Origin of the sequence: Subtercola sp. RTI3, from assembly GCF_035018625.1 — a bacterium.
GTDB lineage: Bacteria > Actinomycetota > Actinomycetes > Actinomycetales > Microbacteriaceae > Subtercola > Subtercola vilae.
Genome location: NZ_JASJXO010000012.1, coordinates 32,576 through 46,092 on the forward strand (window position 1 = coordinate 32,576; position 13,517 = coordinate 46,092).

Sequence of the window (13,517 nt, forward strand, 5' to 3'; positions counted from 1 at the left end):
GATGCCACAGCCAACGCCGTCTCGAGCACACACGTTCTCGGAATAGACATCAGCGGCTGGCAGCAGCTGAACTCCTCTGACTGGAACGCAGCATGGGCTAACGGTGCCCGCTTCGTGTACATCAAGGCAACCGAGCAACGACTGCACCAGCAGTTCGTCCAGCAGCCAGTTCAGCAATGCCAAACAAGTGGGCATGGTGCGCGGTGCCTACCACTTCGCGAACACGTACGAGTCGACCGGTGCCGTGCAGGCCTCGTACTTCGTCACCCACGGCGGTACCTGGTCGAACGACGGCCAAACACTGCCACCGATGCTCGACATCGAGTACGACCCTTACACTTCCTCAGACGGCACCAACAGCTGCTACGGCCTCAGCCAGCCCGCGATGGTGGCCTGGATCACCAAGTTCTCGAACACTGTGCTCTCGCTCACCGGCACGCTGCCAGCCATCTACACCACCACCAACTGGTGGAACCTCTGCACCGGCGGCAACCGCAGTTTCGCCTCGAACTCGCTGTTGGTGGCCTACTGGGTCGACAATCTGTCGACCGGCGCCGGCCAGCTACCGGCCACCTGGAACACGTACTCGCTCTGGCAGTACGCCGATTCGGGCGTCTTCCTCGGTGACCAAGACCTTGTTCAACGGTGACTACTCGTCACTGAACCTGTTCGCCTCGAACGGGGCAACGCCCACCGGCGGCACCTCACTCGACGCGAGATACATCACCGCGCTGTACGGCGACTACCTCGGTCGAGCGCCCTCGTCTGACGACATCAACTTCTGGGAGGCACGACTGGCGGCCGGCTACCCGCGCGGCTCGATCTCAGCCGGCTTCGTCGGCAGCGATGAGTACCGACTCGACCGCATCGACGCGGCGTACCAGAGCATTCTGGGCCGCGCCCCTGACCCACGCGGCCGAGTGAACTGGCTGAATACCATGCGCGCAGGCGTGATCACCACCGACGACATCGAGACCAGCCTGTACGCCTCGCAGGAGTACTTCTTGCAGCACGGCAGCACGGCAGCACGGCAGCACGGCAGCACCAACACCGGATTTGTTGCATCGCTGTATCCAACTCTGCTGGGGCGCCAGTGTGGTGCGTCAGACTATAGCTTCTGGTCGCAGCTGGCTGCCCAGAACGGTCGCGATTGGGTCATCGCATGCTTCTGGGATTCGACCGAGACCATCACCGAGCGCGTGAACGCGATGTACAAGGTCTATCTGGGCCGCTCACTCGACCCGTCAGACCTACAGACCTGGGTGAACCTCGCGCTGCAGATCGGTGACTCGGGGCTGCGAGCCGGCATCACGGGCAGCGACGAGTACTTCAACCGGGCCCAGACACGCTGAGCGCGAGTCGGCTGCGTGCGGGTGTGGCCCGTGCCCGGCCGGCTACGGCGCGAGCAGGGGGCCGACGTCGACGGTGATGACGCGGCCCTTCGTGGTGGTACGGATGCCCACCGGCACGGTTCGGTACTGTTTCCGGTCGGCAAACGGCACCAGCTGGGCAGCGATGGCCTGGTCTGACTCCCGCGGCAGAAAGCCCGCACGGTACAGGCGCTCCCCCACGAGAAGATCGACGGCGACGCGGTAGTCGCGGCCCATCCAGGCGGTGGCGCGCGGAACGAGCACTGCCACGAACTCGGGGCCGCCCTTCGCCAGCGCGGCTTCGATGCTGCCCTGGTGCCGCTGGGCATCCACGACCGGCAGCGTGCTGTCGTGGGCGGTGCTGTCGTGGGTGGTGCTGTCACGCGGCGCGCTGCCAGCCGCGGCGACCGGATGCCCGGGGGGCAGCAGCTCGGTCTCTGGCGTCAGAGCGAGCGAGCCCTCACCGTCGCGGCGCAGGCGATGCACGAAGAACGGCAGCACCTCGAGGAGCGCGGCGAGCACCGCCGCGCTGAGCAGCAGCGTGAGGGCGATGGGACTCACGACCGCGATGTCGAGGCGCTGGAAGAGAGCGGCGACAATCGAGAAGCCGAGAACGGCGGCGACCAGGAACGGATCCCAGCGCCAGAGCGGCAGCTTCTGCCGGGGTGCGCGGCGCGGGCGCGAGAAGTCGCGGGCCGGCGGGAGGTTCGGTGACATGGTCATGGTGTGAAAATGGGCCGCTCCCCCGCAGGAGAACGGCCCACTCTGCCAAACAAAGCGACTATCGGCGAAGGCCCAGGCGGGCGATCAGCGAGCGGTAACGCTCGATGTCGACGCTCTGCAGGTAGCCGAGGAGACGGCGACGCTGGCCGACCAGCAGCAACAGGCCACGACGTGAGTGGTGGTCGTGCTTGTGAAACTTCAGGTGCTCGGTCAAATCGAGGATTCGTGTGGTCAGCATTGCGACCTGAACCTCGGGAGAACCGGTGTCACCTGGGTGGGTGGCGTACTCGTCGATGATGGCTTTCTTGGCATCTGGCGTTAACGGCATAGATGACCCCTATTCTCTTAGTTGCGCGGCGCTCGTCGCTGGGTGCGTGAGCTCTCTTTATCCGCGGCCGTTTGACGGCAACCTCGTGAGTTTAGCAGATTCTGTGAGCCGCAGGGCCTGGCGGGGGCAGAGGGCGATCGCATCGCGTGCTGCGGGCAGCAACGACCTCTCGACGGGAACGTTCGATCTCTCGGAGACGGGTCGGTTCAGGGCGAGCGGGTAGCCCCACTCGTCGCGGCCCAGCAGCTCGGGCAGAAGTTCGGTGCAGAGCCCGCGGCCGTCGCAGAGAGTCCAGTCGATGTGGAGGACGGCCCGGTCAGCTGCGGCTGCGGCAGCGGCAGCCGCGGCTGCGGCTGCGGCGGCGTCCGGTCGGGGCGGGCGCGGGTCAGGCACCGTGCACCTCGCAGCTTGAGGCCAGGTGGGCGCGAACATCCGAAGCGAAAACCGAGAGCGAGCTGAGCACGAATCGCGCCGTGCCGTCGGGGTGGGAGCACGAACCGCGGCCGGTGACGAAATCGGCGAGTCGGGCGACCTCGGCGGGCAACCGCGGGTCGCGTGCCCGCGAGGCGATGCGGGAGAGCACGCCGGCCATGGCCGGCAGCCCGTTCACGCAGGGACCGCACTGCCCGGCCGACTGCTCGGCAAGGTAGGTGGCAATGCCCGCGGCCGTCTCGAGCCCGCAGCGGGCAGATGACAGAACGAAGACCACACCGGCACTGGGCGCCGCGCCGAAGGGGCTGAGCGCTTCGCGCGACAGGGGCGTGTCGAGGGCCGGGGCGGGAACCCACGCGCCGTGGTAGCCGCCGACGAGCACGGCACTGACGGGTGCCGAAGCTCCACCCGCGGCGGCAATGAGCACGCTCAGTGGCGTACCACCGGCCACCTCGAGCACCTGAGGCGTGGCCACGTCTCCGCAGACCGTCACCAGGCGCGTTCCCGGCTCCTGCTCGGTGCCGATCGAACGAAACCACTCGGCCCCGAATCGGGCGATGAGTGCCAGCTGGGCGAGAGTTTCGACGTTCTGAACGAGTGTCGGCCGGCCCTTCAGCCCCGCCTCGCTGAGATGCAACACGTGGTCGCGCGGAACACTGACCGCCCGCTCGACGGCGTTCACCACCGCCGTCGCCTCACCCGCGACGAATGCTTCGGGGGTGACGAGCACCTTCACGTGCCGGGCATCGGGCCGCTCGCCGAGGGCGCGCAGCACACCGGGAGCAAGCTCGGCCGTCGTGAAGAAGTGCAGATCGGATGCCCCCACCGCCGCGGCACAGAGCAACAGCCCGTCGATCACGAGGTGCGGCGCAAGGCTCAGCAGCGCGTGGTCTTTGCGGCTGAGCGGTTCGCCCTCTGAGCCGTTCGCTATCACGACGGCAGGGCGCGAACCACGACCGCTGGCGTGTGAGCGGGTGGAGGCGAGTTTTCGCCACACGGGAAACCCGGCGCCACCCCGGCCGTCGAGGCCGGCTGCCCGCACCTGCTCGATGACGGTCTCTGCGTTGGCGGGAGCGCCGGCACCAGCCCGGGTGGCGCCGGGGAGGGTCGGTGGGAGTGCTCCGTACGCGCGAAGGTGGGCGGCGAACGACGTGCCCGCGGCGAGAAACAAGCGAGCCGTGCCCCGCGGCGCAGAGGTGTTCACGGGGAGGTGTGGTGCTGCATCCATCACCGTCACGAGACCTCACCCGTTCGAACGGTTCGAAACTCGATGAAACGGGCCGAGACCCGCCAGGCCACGGCCCCGAGAACAAGGGCCGTGCTGATGCCGGCGATGACGAGAAACCAGCCGCTCGTACCGTTGGTGCCGTTGCCGATGGCGTGCGCGAGGGCGACAGGCCAGAGCACATAGGTGAGCCAGTGCACGACGCGAAAAGCGCGGAGGCCGATGCGGTTGCGCAGCAGGCTCGTGACGACGACCGCGATCAGAAGATCGACTCCCACGGTTCCGAGGCCCTGCCAGAACGGCAGAAAACTGCCGAAGAACGGTACGACGAAGTCGAGCAGGGTGAGCTGGGCGAAAGAATCGAAGAACAGCGAGACGATGTGCACCAACAGAAAGACGCACGAAACGAGCGACAGGTTGCGATGCACGAGCGTCACAGAGAAGCGGGGAAGCCCCGGCAGCGGGCGGCCCGACCGCGTGACAATACCCAGCACCACGGCCAGGGTGAGCGTGACCATCGAGACGATGCCGGTTGCGCGGCCAATGGCCCAGAGTGCCTCATCCATGGTTCAGCCCGCCGCCCGTACGTGAACGCTGTTCTCGTCGGGCCAGCCACCGAGGCTCAGAACGCGGGTCTCGGCGGTCACCAGCCTCGCTGCGGTGTTTCGGCGAGCGAGCCAGGCAATGGCGCTTCGCCCGCGAACAATGGATGCCGTACTCAGCGAATTCGCCTCGACACAGCTCGCGGCGGCCACCGTGACCGTCTTCCAGATGGGTGCGGCGGGCAGCCCCTGTGCCGGGTCGAGAATGTGGTGCAGCGCCCGCCCGTTCGACACCCAGCGGCGCTTCTGTGTGCTCGAGGTGGCGAGGGCCTGGCCTGCTGCCAGGGTGATGACGCACGACGGGTCGCCGGGCAGGTCGCACACGGTGATCTGCCAGCCGCCGTCGGGGGCGGCGCCTGCGGTGGCAATGTCGCCGCCGAGGCTCACGAGCACACCGCAGCCGAGCTCGGCGAACACGCGGGCCGCGGCGAGGTCGGCGGCGAGGGCCTTGGCGGTTGCTCCGAGGTCGAGGGTGAGGTCGGCGGGCACAGTGAGGAGGTGTCGGCGGGCGCTCCGCAGTGGCCGATCTCGCGGCGGTGCCTCGCACGGCACTGCATCGGGGCGTGCGGGCACGGCCGTGAGAGTGACCCGCCGCCAGCCGAGAATCGAGGTCGACAGGGTGACGACGGGAGACGCACCAGCTGCCCCGCGAAGGTCGGAGAGCTCGCCGACACCGGCCCGCGGCGCCCGCAGCTCTCCGATGTCACGGTCGTACCCGAGCCGGGCCAAGACCGCGCCGAGGGTGGGGTCGACGGCGCCGTCGGTGAACCGCGCGGCGCCCAACGCGGTGCGAACGAGCAGCGCGAGCAGGTCACTCACCTCGGCACCCTCGGCCAGCCGGGGTTGCAGGCGCACCAGTTCGGAGTCGGGCGAGAACCTGTTGCAGGCACGCCCCACCTCGCCCAGCACATCGGCGACGAGTTCGGATGCCCGGTCGATCGCCAGGGCGTCGGTGACGACCACCCGGGCGGTGGTGCTCCAGACGCTCCACTCGCGCGCCGCCGTGTCGGGTGCGGTGATGTTCTCCGGCAGCTGGTCGGCCGTGTCAAGCGTGTCGGCCATCTCAGGAACCACCCGACGTCGCGTGCGAGGAATGGCCGCGTCCGGTCGAGACGGAGGAGCTGCCGGAGTTTGTCGCGGCCGAAGAGTCAGACGTACTCTGCTCGCTCGTCGCCACGGTGCTCGAGCTCGACGAACCGGGCGTGCTGACCCACAGGGCGGCCGTGGTGAAGGCGGCCGCAACCAAGCTCGCTCCCCCGACGACGGCGGTGACCACAGCGGCTCGTCGCTTGCCCGACTGTCTCAGATTCATCTGGTGCCTCCCGGTGATCGTGGTACCGCCCTGACATTCGACGGCGCCACATGGTTCTTTCGTGCTGTCAGTCTGCGTGCGCTGACGTGAAGAACCATCGGAGCTTTCTATGAGCAGCCCATGAGTGTCGCCAGCGCAAAACCCGCGGCAGCAGCGGCCACGGCCACAACGAGCATTCCGACGCCGTTCAGCAGTGCCGCGCCGTACCGCCGCCCTTGCACCAGCCGTACCGTCTCGAAGCTCGCCGTGCTGAAGGTGGTGTAGCCGCCGAGCAGACCGGTGCCCAGGATGAGCCGCACGTCGCTCGAGATGACCGCACCGAGCGCGAGCCCGGTGACGAGGCCGAGCAGCAGCGAACCACTGATGTTGATGACGGTCGTTCCGACCGGGTACCGCACCGAGGTGCGCGAGCGAATCACGCCATCGAGCACAAACCGAGCCACGGCTCCCGCGCCGCCGCACACCGCAACGGCGATGGCCAACATGACGGGGTTCACGAGGCGGGCATCCGGCGCCGACGCGCGTGAAGCCACGAGCTGAGGGCGATGCCCCCGATGCTGGCCAGGGCACCCAGAACCACGGTGCCGAGGGCGTACAGGATGCCCTCGAGAATGCGCCCCGCCCCGAGAAGCGTCACGGTGTCGACCGAGAGCGCGCTGTAGGTCGTGAAGCCGCCCATCACCCCGGTACCGAGCAGAAGCCGCAGCGCTCGCCGCCGCCCCGCGTCGCTGCCCCTGCGGGAGAGAGACTCGAGAAGCACACCGAGGAGGAAGGCGCCCATCAGGTTGATGCCGAAGGTCGTGACGGGCAACCCGTCGATGGCGGGGTAGGCGGCCGAGAGGAGGTAGCGCGCCGCAGTACCGATGGCACCGCCGAGTGCGACCAACCCGAGAGATGACGGGCGCAGGTGCACGGCGACTTCGAAGCGCCCCGCGGCAGTGGAGTCGTCGACCTCGACATCGCTGTCGAGGGGAAGCTGCTGCGGTGAACTCACCAGCACAGCCTAAACTCAGCCCATGAGCAACTACGAATTCGGTGGCCGAGCAGACATCGAAAAAGCACTCGACATGCTGGTGAACCTCGACCAGGTGCAGTCCAACGCCATTGTCGTTCTCGAGATCGACGAAGAGATCGAGCGACTGCAGAAAGAACTGGTCAAGTACGACCGCGACCCGGCGTACGTTCCCGACAAAGACCTCATCGAGGTTGTCAGCGGGTATGTCGAGCGGGCTGACGACTGGAACCGAAAAGACTGACCCCACTGCGTCTGCGCTCAAGCGGCGCTGAACCGTCTGGGTGTCAGCGCTGCATGACCAGCAGGGTCGACGTGGCCGTGGCCAGCAGTCGGCCCTGGGCATCCGTCAGTCGCGCCTCGGTGAATGCCGCCCGGCCGCCCATCTTGATGACGGTGGCCTCGGCGCGAACCTCGCCGGTGTCGACCGTCATGGCCCGCAGGTACGACACCTTCAGTTCGAGGGTCGTGTACGCCTGATCTGCGGTGAGCAGCGAGTGAACCGCGCAGCCGCAGGCCGAGTCGAGCAGGGTGGCGGCATACCCACCGTGCACCGAGCCGATGGGGTTGTACACCCGAGCCGTCGGGGTGCCCACGAACACCGCCCTGCCCGCATCGATCTCGACCAGGTCGAACTCCATCGTCTCGCCGATGGCTGGGCGGCGACCGAGCGCCAGCATTGCGCGCATCTGTTCGAGGCCCGTCAGGGCGGGAGCGGCTTCGTCAGCGAGAGTCATAGTGTGTCCTTTACGGGAATGCGCGTCTGCGAGGCGAGGTTATCGCTCTCGCCAGCGAATGGCCGCGTGCATTGTGCACCTCCCACAGTCAACTGAACCGAATGCGAAAAAAATAGTGAGCGACCCGAACCATCCTGTGCTGACCGAGGCCCCGGCTAAGCACAGCCGCTTCGTCGATCTCACCCCGCTCAGGGAGAGCCCGGCGTTCGCCCGTCTGTGGCTCGGCGGCGCGATCTCGGGCATCGGCGGCCAGATGACCATCGTCGCTGTGGGGCTGCACATCTACGACCTGACGAACTCCACCTTCGCCGTGTCACTGGTGGGCGTCTTCGCCCTCGTGCCGATGATCGTGTTCGGGCTGTACGGCGGCATTCTCGCCGACTCGTTCGACCGGCGCCTCGTAGCGCTCATCTCGGCCATCGTCGCTTGGGTGTCGACCGCGACGCTGGCCCTGCTGGCCTGGATGCACGTCGATGTGGTCTGGCCGTTCTACCTGCTCGCCACCCTCATCGCGGTCGCCGCGACGGTGATCGGTGCAACCCGTTCGTCGATCGTGCCGCGCCTGCTGCCCGCTCGCCTGCTGCCCGCGGCCTCTGCCCTCGGCGGCATCAGCGTGGGCGCGCAGATCACGGTCGGGCCGGCCCTCGCGGGTGTGCTCGTCGCCAGCGTGGGGCTGCAGTGGACGTACACCGTCGACGTCGCCCTCTTCGTCTTCGCGTTCCTCGGCATCGTCGCGCTGCCCGCCATCATTCCCGAGGGCGACAAACGCCGGCCCGGCTTCTCGTCGCTGGTCGACGGAATGGCGTTTCTGAAGAGCTCACCGAACGTGCGCATGTCGTTCATCGTCGATATCGTCGCGATGACCTTCGGGCAGCCCCGAGTTCTGTTCCCGGCTGTCGGCGCGCTGCTGCTCGGCGGCGGCGCGATAACCGTGGGAATTCTCACCGCGGCCGCGGCCATCGGTGCGCTGCTCAGCAGCGTCTTCTCGGGGCGACTCGGTCACGTGCGCTGGCAGGGCCGGGCCATCGGCCGCGCCATCACGGTCTACGGCGCGTTCATCGCGGCCTTCGGTGTCGTGCTGCTGGTGGCGAGCAGGATCGGCACCAGCGGGCTGCACCCGGTGACCGAGTCGATCGACGATGCGAACATTCCGGCGCTGATCGTTGCGGCAATCCTCCTGGCCGGCTCTGGTGCGGCCGACAATGTCAGTTCGATCTTTCGCAACACGGTGCTGCAGGCGGCCGTTCCCGACAACATGCGCGGCCGCATCCAGGGTGTGTTCATCGTGGTGGTCAGCGGCGGCCCACGCCTCGGCGATGCCTACGTGGGCATTCTGGCGACCGTCGCGGCGGTGTGGTTTCCGCCGCTGCTGGGCGGTTTCGTGATCATGGCACTCATTGTGGTGCTGATGCGCGCGAACAAGCGGTTCAGGGCCTACGACGCACTCGCGCCGACCCCGTAGGATCGGCGCGAGTGGCAAGCGAACTGACGCAGAGGTGCGGCAGCCGTGCAGTTTTCTAGCTGACGCCCAGCAGGTCGATCACGAAGATGAGGGTGCGACCCGAGAGCTGGTGGCCGCCGCCCGCGGGGCCGTACGCCAGCTGCGGCGGAACGGTGAGCTTGCGGCGCCCGCCGACCTTCATGCCGGGAATGCCCTGCTGCCAGCCGGCGATGAGCTGGCGCAGCGGAAAGTTGATCGACGAGCCGCGGCTCCACGACGAGTCGAACTCGTCGCCCGACTCGTAGTCGACACCGAGGTAGTGCACGTCGACGGTCGAGCCGGCGGCCGCCTCAGCGCCGTCGCCCACGACGATGTCGATGATTTCGAGGCCCTCGGGGGCCGGGCCGTCAGGAAATTCGATTTCGGGTTTTGCGTTGAGATCTGTCATCCCTCTATCAAACCGGGCCGCGGCCCCGACGTCAAAGCGAAGACCCGCGTTCGACGATGGTGAGCCGCTGCGTCGGCCTGGTCATCGACACGTACAGCGCCGACGCCCCGCGCGTGCTGCCCTCGAGAATGGCCGTGCGATCGACGATCACCACCGAGTCGAACTCGAGGCCCTTCGCCTCTTGCGGGGTCATCACGGCGACCTGGCGGGTGAGTCCGACCGCACCGAGGCCGGTTTCGCCGGGCAACGCCTGCGCGAGCGCACTGAAGACCGAGTCGAGGGCGGCGGGCGTAGCGATGACACCGATGGTGCCGCGACTGTCGATCTCGCGGTCGGCGGTGACGGCATCCAGAACCGCCTGGGCGAGCACGTCATCGCCGGCACCGGATGCCCGCACTGTCACAATCGGCCATTCACTCTGCCGCACCGACGTCGACCGGGTCACCGGCAGCCCGTGTTCTTCGGCCATCTGCTGTGCCGCGTCGGCGATCTGCGTGGGAGTGCGGTAGTTCACCGTGAGCTCTTCGAGGCGCCAGCCGTCGCCGAGCTTCGCCCGGCCGACCAGCGGCAGAACGGCCTCTCGCCAGCTGCTGGCACTCGCGGCCGCGCTGGCCTGGGCGATGTCGCCCACGATGGTGAACGAGCGCATCGGCCCGCGGCGGCGGAGCAGCCGCCACTGCATCGGCGACAGCTCCTGGGCCTCGTCGACCACGATGTGCCCGTACGTCCACGTGCGGTCTGCGGCGGCGCGTTCGGCCGTCGTGCCGCGGGAGGCAAGCTCGGCGAAGTTGTCAGCGAGGTCTTCGGCGTGCACGAGACCCTCGACGTCCATGTTGCGAATGGCGTTCTCGGCGTTCTCGATGTCGCGCTTGCGCTGCTGCTTGTTCTCCCGATCGAGCGCCGCCGAGCGCTCGTTGTGCTCTCCGAGGTGCTCGGCCGCCTCATCGAGAAGCGGAATGTCGGACACCGTGAACGGCGCGTCTCTGTCGCGGCGCAGCAGGGCGCGTTTGGCTGGGCTCCAGGTCGGGGTCAGCTCGGCGAGCCACTGCGGCCGGGCGTAGAGGTCTTGCAGAAGCTTCTGCGGGCTGAGCGGGATCCACGCGGTGTTCAGCGCGACCTTGACGTCGTACGCCGAGCGCAGGTCTTCGCGCAGCATGCCGTAGTCGTCTTCGTCGACCGTGTTGCCGTGCGAGCGCAGCTGAGCGGCCAGGGCACGCGTGAGGTCGTTCAGGGCGGTCTTGACGAACGACACCCGGGCCTCGTTGTACGGCTTTCGCTTCTCGTTGGCCCGGGCGATGGCATTCGCGATCACGTGCGGCTCGAGGGTGAGCGGCTCGCCGTTCACGTCGAGCTGCTGCGGCTCGGCGGGTACCCGCTGGCGCGAGCGGATGGCGCGTTCGATGAGGCTCGCCATAGCGGTCTCGCCCTTCACGACGGCGACCTCTGGCTCGTCTTCGGTGATCGCGTCGACCCCCGGGTAGAGCTGGCCCACGCTCGCGAGCACAACGCCGGTCTCGCCGAGGCTCGGCAGCACCGCCTCGATGTACTGCAGAAAAGCGCGCGAGGGGCCCACCACGAGTACACCCGACGACTTCAGCCGGTCGCGGTGCGAGTACAGCAGGTACGCGGCGCGGTGCAGCGCCACGGCGGTCTTGCCGGTGCCGGGGCCGCCCTGCACGACGAGCACGCCAGCGAGGTCGCTTCGAATGATGCGGTCTTGCTCGGCCTGGATGGTCGCCACGATGTCGTGCATCCGACCGGTGCGCTCGGTGGTGAGCGACGCCATCAGCGCACCCTCGCCCTGAAGCTGGCTCGCCTCATCGTCGGTGAGGCCCTCGCTGTCGAAGATCTCGTCTTCGATCTTGACGATGCGCCGGCCCTTGCTCAGCAGGTGACGCCGCGACCGGATGCCCATCGGAGTGGCCGCAGTGGCCTGGTAGAAGGGGCCCGCCTGGGGTACACGCCAGTCGAGCAGTATCGGCTTCAGGTTCTCGTCGCGAAGGCCTATGCGGCCGATGTAGCGAAACGGGGTGTCGTCGTCGGGGTCGGGGTCGGCGTCTCTGTCGGCGTCGGCGTCGGCGCCTGCATCGCCTTCCGCGCCCGACGCGCCGGCCACAGCGGGGGCCGGCGCAGCGACCGACTCGAGGCGCCCGAACGCGAGCCGCTCGTCGACCTCGTTCAGCTGGGCGATGCGGTCTTCGAACACCCGCGCGAACGCGTCGCGCTCCGAGCGGCTCTGGTGGTTGCCACCGACGTCTTGGCTGTGAACTCGCTGAAGCTGCTTGTGGGCATCCGTTCTCAGTTCATCGAGCCGTTCATACAGCTTCTCTACATACGCACGTTCACGGTCAAGTTCGGCTGAAGCCACGTTCGGTACCCCTCAAAAATCCGGCAGATTATTCTATCCCGGCGCTGAGGGGGGTGAGCGTCACCGCTCAGAACATCGTGCCCGGGTTCATGATGCCGAGCGGGTCGAAGACGGCCTTGATCTGCCGCTGCAGGTCGAAGCTGTCGGTGCCCACCTCGTCTCGCAGCCAGCGTTTCTTCAGCACGCCGATACCGTGCTCGCCGGTGAGGGTTCCGCCGAGGTCGAGGGCGGCCCGAAACAACTCCCCGGCGGCCTGCCACACCACGTCGGGCACCTCACCTGATGCGAGAGCCAGTTCGGGCGTGATGACGAAATTCGGGTGCAGGTTGCCGTCACCGGCGTGCGCCACAGTGGGAATGCTCAGGCCCCACTTCGCCCCGATGCGCTCGATCTCGCCGAACATCGCCGCGAGCTGCGAGCGCGGCACACAGACGTCTTCGATCAGCACTTCACCCCTGGCGGCGAGCGAGGGGTGAACGCTCCGCCGCACCGCGAGCAGCCGCTCGCCGACCTCGGGGTCGATGGTGAGCTCTGCCGTGCCGCCCGCGCCCGTGACGATCGCGAGAATACGGTCGGCTTCGTCAACGGATGCTCCCCCATCGGTCTGCACCAGCAGGTACGCACCGCCCGATGCCGAGAGCGTGGTGCCGTTGAAGGCATCGATGGCTTTGAGCGCCTCATGGTCGATGAGTTCCATCACGGCCGGTCGAAGGCGAGCAGCTGTGACGGCAGCCGAGGCCGCGGCGGCCGCCACGATCGTGTCGAAGAACGCGCCGATCGTGACGACGGTTCCGGCGGCGATGGGCCGCAGCCGTACGGTGGCCCCGACGATGACGCCGAGGGTCCCCTCTGAGCCGGTGAAGAGCGCGGTGAGGTCGTAGCCCGTGACGCCCTTGATGCTGCGGTGGCCCGTCTCGAGCATCCGTCCGTCGGGAAGCACAACGGTGAGGCCGAGCACCGCCTCACGGGTGACCCCGTACTTGGCGCAGAGCAGGCCGCCGGCGTTCGTGGCGATGTTGCCGCCGATGGTCGAGATGGCCTTGCTGGCCGGGTCGGGCGAGAACACGAGCCCGTACTGTGCGACCGCATCGCTCAGCGCCTGGTTGATGACGCCGGGCTCGACCACAGCCAGTTCGTCGGCGAGCGCCACCTCGAGAATGCGGTTCATCGACGCCGTCGAGAGCACGATGGCTCCGTCAGAACCGGCGCCTCCCCCGGCCAGGCCGGTCGCGGCCCCCTGGGGCACTACCGGCACGCGCCACTCGGTCGCGATACGCATGACGGCCTGCACGTCAGCGATGCTCTCGGCCCGCACAATGGCGAGCGGCATGCCCGGGGCGGTGTAGCCCGAACGGTCGGCCCGAGCCCCCTGCAGTTCAGCGGGGTCTGTGCTGAGACGAGAGCCGAGTTCGGCCCGCAACCGGTGGAGAACGGCGGTGGAGGTGGTCATGCACCCCATGCTAAAGCGCACACCTCACGGTGCACCGTCGACGGGCGTGCGGCGCTGGTTCGACCGCTA

Annotated in this window: 17 protein-coding genes; 4 read left to right on the top strand and 13 right to left on the bottom strand. The window is 67.9% G+C overall.

Annotated features, from left to right (window positions below; genetic code table 11):
- Window positions 1-193: 193 nt before the first annotated feature.
- Window positions 194-649: a GH25 family lysozyme gene (locus QN358_RS06855; protein WP_323511949.1), complete on the top strand. Its 456-nt coding sequence runs from the start codon at window positions 194-196 to the stop codon at window positions 647-649.
- A complete protein-coding gene (locus QN358_RS06860) occupies window positions 624-1,352 on the top strand; it encodes a DUF4214 domain-containing protein (RefSeq protein ID WP_323511950.1) in 729 nt (242 codons plus the stop codon). Before QN358_RS06855 ends, QN358_RS06860 begins: the two co-directional genes overlap by 26 nt.
- A gap of 42 nt (window positions 1,353-1,394) precedes the next feature.
- Here QN358_RS06860 and QN358_RS06865 read toward each other — a convergent pair whose 3' ends face one another.
- The 9 genes from QN358_RS06865 to crcB (QN358_RS06905) form a co-directional block, all read right to left on the bottom strand.
- Window positions 1,395-2,087 (bottom strand): hypothetical protein, encoded by a 693-nt coding sequence (locus tag QN358_RS06865; protein ID WP_323511951.1) that lies wholly within the window; start codon window positions 2,085-2,087, stop codon window positions 1,395-1,397.
- 64 nt (window positions 2,088-2,151) lie between these two features.
- Window positions 2,152-2,421, bottom strand: a complete 270-nt coding sequence (gene rpsO, locus QN358_RS06870) for a 30S ribosomal protein S15 (protein WP_104243121.1) — start codon at window positions 2,419-2,421, stop codon at window positions 2,152-2,154.
- Window positions 2,422-2,478: 57 nt separating this feature from the next.
- Window positions 2,479-2,814 (bottom strand): ferredoxin, encoded by a 336-nt coding sequence (locus tag QN358_RS06875; RefSeq protein ID WP_323511952.1) that lies wholly within the window; start codon window positions 2,812-2,814, stop codon window positions 2,479-2,481.
- Window positions 2,807-4,081 carry an NADH-ubiquinone oxidoreductase-F iron-sulfur binding region domain-containing protein gene (locus tag QN358_RS06880; RefSeq protein ID WP_323511973.1) on the bottom strand — a complete coding sequence of 425 codons (1,275 nt, stop codon included), beginning with the start codon at window positions 4,079-4,081 and terminating at the stop codon, window positions 2,807-2,809. The genes QN358_RS06875 and QN358_RS06880 overlap by 8 nt, the downstream gene beginning before the upstream one ends.
- A 5-nt stretch (window positions 4,082-4,086) precedes the next feature.
- Window positions 4,087-4,644, bottom strand: coding sequence for a ferric reductase-like transmembrane domain-containing protein (locus QN358_RS06885; protein ID WP_136640929.1), 558 nt, complete (start codon window positions 4,642-4,644; stop codon window positions 4,087-4,089).
- A gap of 3 nt (window positions 4,645-4,647) precedes the next feature.
- Complete coding sequence (locus QN358_RS06890) at window positions 4,648-5,742, bottom strand: FAD:protein FMN transferase (RefSeq protein ID WP_323511953.1); 1,095 nt, start codon at window positions 5,740-5,742, stop codon at window positions 4,648-4,650.
- Window position 5,743: 1 nt separating this feature from the next.
- On the bottom strand, window positions 5,744-5,992 hold the full coding sequence (locus tag QN358_RS06895; protein ID WP_323511954.1) for a hypothetical protein: 249 nt from the start codon (window positions 5,990-5,992) through the stop codon (window positions 5,744-5,746).
- Window positions 5,993-6,099: 107 nt separating this feature from the next.
- On the bottom strand, window positions 6,100-6,477 hold the full coding sequence (gene crcB / locus QN358_RS06900) for a fluoride efflux transporter CrcB (protein ID WP_323511974.1): 378 nt from the start codon (window positions 6,475-6,477) through the stop codon (window positions 6,100-6,102).
- A gap of 8 nt (window positions 6,478-6,485) precedes the next feature.
- Entirely contained in the window at window positions 6,486-6,986 is a 501-nt protein-coding gene (gene crcB / locus QN358_RS06905; protein WP_323511955.1) for a fluoride efflux transporter CrcB, read from the bottom strand.
- Between the two features lie 22 nt (window positions 6,987-7,008).
- Between crcB (QN358_RS06905) and QN358_RS06910 the strand changes: the two genes are divergently transcribed.
- Window positions 7,009-7,248, top strand: coding sequence for a hypothetical protein (locus QN358_RS06910; RefSeq protein ID WP_136640932.1), 240 nt, complete (start codon window positions 7,009-7,011; stop codon window positions 7,246-7,248).
- A 43-nt stretch (window positions 7,249-7,291) separates the two neighbouring features.
- Here the strand turns inward: QN358_RS06910 and QN358_RS06915 are convergent, their stop codons facing one another.
- Window positions 7,292-7,741: a PaaI family thioesterase gene (locus QN358_RS06915; protein WP_136640933.1), complete on the bottom strand. Its 450-nt coding sequence runs from the start codon at window positions 7,739-7,741 to the stop codon at window positions 7,292-7,294.
- A gap of 112 nt (window positions 7,742-7,853) precedes the next feature.
- On the opposite strand from QN358_RS06915, the gene QN358_RS06920 reads away from it, so the two are divergent.
- Window positions 7,854-9,203, top strand: a complete 1,350-nt coding sequence (locus QN358_RS06920) for an MFS transporter (RefSeq protein WP_416351966.1) — start codon at window positions 7,854-7,856, stop codon at window positions 9,201-9,203.
- A 55-nt stretch (window positions 9,204-9,258) separates the two neighbouring features.
- Here the strand turns inward: QN358_RS06920 and QN358_RS06925 are convergent, their stop codons facing one another.
- The 3 genes from QN358_RS06925 to QN358_RS06935 form a co-directional block, all read right to left on the bottom strand.
- A complete protein-coding gene (locus QN358_RS06925) occupies window positions 9,259-9,630 on the bottom strand; it encodes an FKBP-type peptidyl-prolyl cis-trans isomerase (RefSeq protein ID WP_136640935.1) in 372 nt (123 codons plus the stop codon).
- 31 nt (window positions 9,631-9,661) lie between these two features.
- On the bottom strand, window positions 9,662-11,998 hold the full coding sequence (locus tag QN358_RS06930) for a UvrD-helicase domain-containing protein (protein WP_323511957.1): 2,337 nt from the start codon (window positions 11,996-11,998) through the stop codon (window positions 9,662-9,664).
- 67 nt (window positions 11,999-12,065) lie between these two features.
- Window positions 12,066-13,448 carry an FAD-binding oxidoreductase gene (locus QN358_RS06935; protein WP_323511958.1) on the bottom strand — a complete coding sequence of 461 codons (1,383 nt, stop codon included), beginning with the start codon at window positions 13,446-13,448 and terminating at the stop codon, window positions 12,066-12,068.
- Between the last annotated feature and the right edge of the window lie 69 nt (window positions 13,449-13,517).

What these genes read in the sequence shown, in the direction of transcription:
- QN358_RS06915 (WP_136640933.1), bottom strand. Translation starts at nt 7,741, where the DNA reads ATGACTCTCGCTGACGAAGCCGCTCCCGCCCTGACGGGCCTCGAACAG.
- QN358_RS06895 (WP_323511954.1), bottom strand. Translation starts at nt 5,992, where the DNA reads ATGAATCTGAGACAGTCGGGCAAGCGACGAGCCGCTGTGGTCACCGCC.
- QN358_RS06885 (WP_136640929.1), bottom strand. Translation starts at nt 4,644, where the DNA reads ATGGATGAGGCACTCTGGGCCATTGGCCGCGCAACCGGCATCGTCTCG.
- QN358_RS06855 (WP_323511949.1), top strand. Translation starts at nt 194, where the DNA reads ATGGTGCGCGGTGCCTACCACTTCGCGAACACGTACGAGTCGACCGGT.
- QN358_RS06910 (WP_136640932.1), top strand. Translation starts at nt 7,009, where the DNA reads ATGAGCAACTACGAATTCGGTGGCCGAGCAGACATCGAAAAAGCACTC.
- QN358_RS06935 (WP_323511958.1), bottom strand. Translation starts at nt 13,448, where the DNA reads ATGACCACCTCCACCGCCGTTCTCCACCGGTTGCGGGCCGAACTCGGC.
- QN358_RS06890 (WP_323511953.1), bottom strand. Translation starts at nt 5,742, where the DNA reads ATGGCCGACACGCTTGACACGGCCGACCAGCTGCCGGAGAACATCACC.
- QN358_RS06880 (WP_323511973.1), bottom strand. Translation starts at nt 4,081, where the DNA reads ATGGATGCAGCACCACACCTCCCCGTGAACACCTCTGCGCCGCGGGGC.
- QN358_RS06925 (WP_136640935.1), bottom strand. Translation starts at nt 9,630, where the DNA reads ATGACAGATCTCAACGCAAAACCCGAAATCGAATTTCCTGACGGCCCG.
- crcB (WP_323511974.1), bottom strand. Translation starts at nt 6,477, where the DNA reads ATGTTGGCCATCGCCGTTGCGGTGTGCGGCGGCGCGGGAGCCGTGGCT.
- QN358_RS06865 (WP_323511951.1), bottom strand. Translation starts at nt 2,087, where the DNA reads ATGTCACCGAACCTCCCGCCGGCCCGCGACTTCTCGCGCCCGCGCCGC.
- rpsO (WP_104243121.1), bottom strand. Translation starts at nt 2,421, where the DNA reads ATGCCGTTAACGCCAGATGCCAAGAAAGCCATCATCGACGAGTACGCC.